The organism is Mesorhizobium sp. M7A.F.Ca.US.002.01.1.1, from assembly GCF_004022955.1.
GTDB lineage: Bacteria > Pseudomonadota > Alphaproteobacteria > Rhizobiales > Rhizobiaceae > Mesorhizobium > Mesorhizobium ciceri.
Map to the genome: position 1 here is coordinate 1 of NZ_RZQE01000664.1, position 2563 is coordinate 2563.

The 2563-nt window shown below is 63.9% G+C and carries 2 protein-coding genes and 1 pseudogene; 1 reads left to right on the forward strand and 2 read right to left on the reverse strand.

Annotated elements, in window-relative coordinates:
• Window positions 1-486 precede the first annotated feature (486 nt).
• Window positions 487-1257 carry an isocitrate lyase/phosphoenolpyruvate mutase family protein gene (locus EN932_RS33730; RefSeq protein WP_127370114.1) on the forward strand — a complete coding sequence of 257 codons (771 nt, stop codon included), beginning with the start codon at window positions 487-489 and terminating at the stop codon, window positions 1255-1257.
• 1 nt (window position 1258) lies between these two features.
• Here the strand turns inward: EN932_RS33730 and EN932_RS33735 are convergent, their stop codons facing one another.
• Both EN932_RS33735 and EN932_RS39280 read right to left on the reverse strand, forming a co-directional pair.
• Window positions 1259-2314, reverse strand: coding sequence for a succinylglutamate desuccinylase/aspartoacylase family protein (locus EN932_RS33735; RefSeq protein WP_127384908.1), 1056 nt, complete (start codon window positions 2312-2314; stop codon window positions 1259-1261).
• A gap of 86 nt (window positions 2315-2400) precedes the next feature.
• Window positions 2401-2563 (reverse strand): annotated as a pseudogene (locus EN932_RS39280) (MFS transporter); the annotation flags it as partial.

A 2563-nucleotide genomic window follows, 5' to 3' on the forward strand; every position in this document is an offset into this window, starting at 1 on the left:
GGATATTCATAGTTTGAGGAAAACACCGCGCCGCGGCGCGAATTCAGGCCGTCGACGTAAGCGTCGATCGCGCCCGCATACGGCCGGTCGTGGCGCGCGCGGGTGATGGTGATGCCACCCGCGGTCACGAAACTTTCCGCGCCGTTTTCCAGAACCTTCATCGTCATTGCCGTCTCCATCAGCTTCTTGGGGCAACGGACCCGGGAATGGCTTGGAAAAAACAAATGGCCGCCCGGACTTTCCGTTGCGGCCACCCTCTCTATTCACGCGCACGTGTTCGAACAGGCCGCTGTCAGCAGGCCCACCACCAAATGGTCTTGATCGAACGCATATTCATGGCGAAATCCATAGCTGCGAAAAGAAGGATGCGCAACAGGTTTGAAAGTCTGTTCGTTGGCCGCCGCTTCTCAGGCTCATGGCACATCGCCAGAGCCGACAGTGCCGCTTAGAGTGCTCATCCAACAGCAGGAAGACGGGAAAATAACCATGACCGAGCAGATCGAGCGTGCGCGGACGTTTCATTCCCTCCACGTCAAGGGCAACCCGGTCGTCCTCTACAATGCCTGGGATCCGGGTTCGGCCAAGATCATCGAGAAAGCGGGTGCCAAGGCGATCGCCACCGGAAGCTGGCCGGTCGCGGCCGCGTTCGGCTACGCCGATGGCGAGAAAATCCCGCTGGAACTGGCGCTCGACAACATCAAGCGCATCGTCGGGTCGGTCGACCTGCCGGTGACCATGGACCTCGAGGGCGGCTACGGCGTTGACCCGGAAATCGTCGCTCGCACGGTGACGTTGGCGCTGCGGGCCGGCGCTATCGGTTTCAATTTCGAGGATCAGATTGTCGGTGGCAGCGGCCTGCATGACATTTCCGTGCAGGCAAAGCGCATCGAAGCCGCGGCGGCGGCCGTCAAGGCTTCCGGCATACCGGCATTCATCAACACTCGAACCGACATCTTCCTCAAGGCGAAACCGGATGCGCATGATGACGTTCTGCTCGACCAGGCCATCGAGCGCGCACAGGCCTTCGAAAAAGCCGGCGCGCACGGCTTCTTTGCGCCGGGCCTTGGCGACGAAGGCCTGATCGAGACGCTCTGCAAGGCAATTGCGTTGCCGGTCAACATCATTGCGCTGGCGCATGTGCCGCCGCGCCAGCGGCTGGCGGAACTGGGTGTCGCCCGCATCAGTCACGGCCCGATGCCTTACCGGCAGATGTCCGAATGGCTGGAGGCGAAAGCGCGACTGGCTATTTCGGGCTAAGTCAGTCCTCCAGCGTTCCCGACCGGGCATCAGTGCTCTTCCTGTCGCCAACCAGCTTCAGAAGATCTTCGCCGGCGCGGATGATGCGGCGCGAGCGGCGGGTCAGCATGATGCCGTCCTGCGGTGCGAACACTTCGGTGCGGCCATCGGCTTCACCCGGTGCATGGACGATGGTGGCGAGGCGCGCGCCCTTGGCGACGCGGTCGCCGGGCTTCACGTCATAGAGCACGGCACCGGCCCGTGGCGCCGGCATCATGTCGATGTTTTCCAATGGCGCCACGAAGCCGGTGAAAGGACCCGGCGCGGGCAGGGCGCTGTCGGCGATCACGCCGCGCGCCACCAGCAGCCGGTAGAGGCCGTCGGCGTCGGCGGCGGCCAAGGCACCGTCGACATCGAGGATGCCGCGATATTCGACGGTGGTGGCGACGCGACGGTCGAGCTTGGCCACATCGGCGGGGACGTTCTGATAGGGCATGATCGAGGCGCCCTCGAAGGTGCCGTCAGTGTCTTCGCTCCACAGCACGACCGCGTCGACGCCCATGGCCGCGGCGCAATCGGCCATACCAGGCCACAGGCTGGTGTGGACGTAGAGATAGGCGAGGCCCTCGTCATCGCAGTGCAGGTCGAGCATGATGTCGTGGCCGAGCGACAGCTGCACCAGCCGCGTCTTCAGCCGCTGGTCGACGCTGCCAAGGGTGGTGTCGGGCAAGAGCGCTGTGTCGGGCGCCGCGAGCAGCGGAAAGCCGCGGTTGAAATTGGTGCGCGTGCCGAGATGAAAGCGGCCCTGATGCTCGCCGAAATGATATTGCGCCCGGCCGATCGGGTTGGCCCAGGGCACGATGGTGAGGTTGCCCTTGATGCGGCCTTCGGCCTCCGCCCTGGCAAGCATCGGCATCAGCGCGTCGATGGCGACGACACCCGGCAATTCGCCGGCATGGAGTGCCGCCTGCAGATAGGCCGAAGGAGCAGCCTTGTCGGAACCAGTGAAGCGGAACAGCGGGAATTCGTAGGAAACCCCTTCGCTTTCCCCGGCGATGCGTTCGATCGATTTCTGCATGACTTCCTCCATCAGGAGCGAGAGACATGCGATTTGAAGGCGCCGATGTCGATTGGTCCAGCCTGCCGCGCTATGGGCGCAAGAGACTATTCAGCCGGAAGCGGGATGACCGGCGCGCGCCGGTCCAGCGCCTGCGACAGCACAGCGACGGTGACCGCCAAAAGAGCGAGTGCTGCGCCGACCAGCGGCAAATTGGCATAGGAAACACCGGCGGACAGGGCCACGCCGCCTATCCAGGCGCCGCTGGCA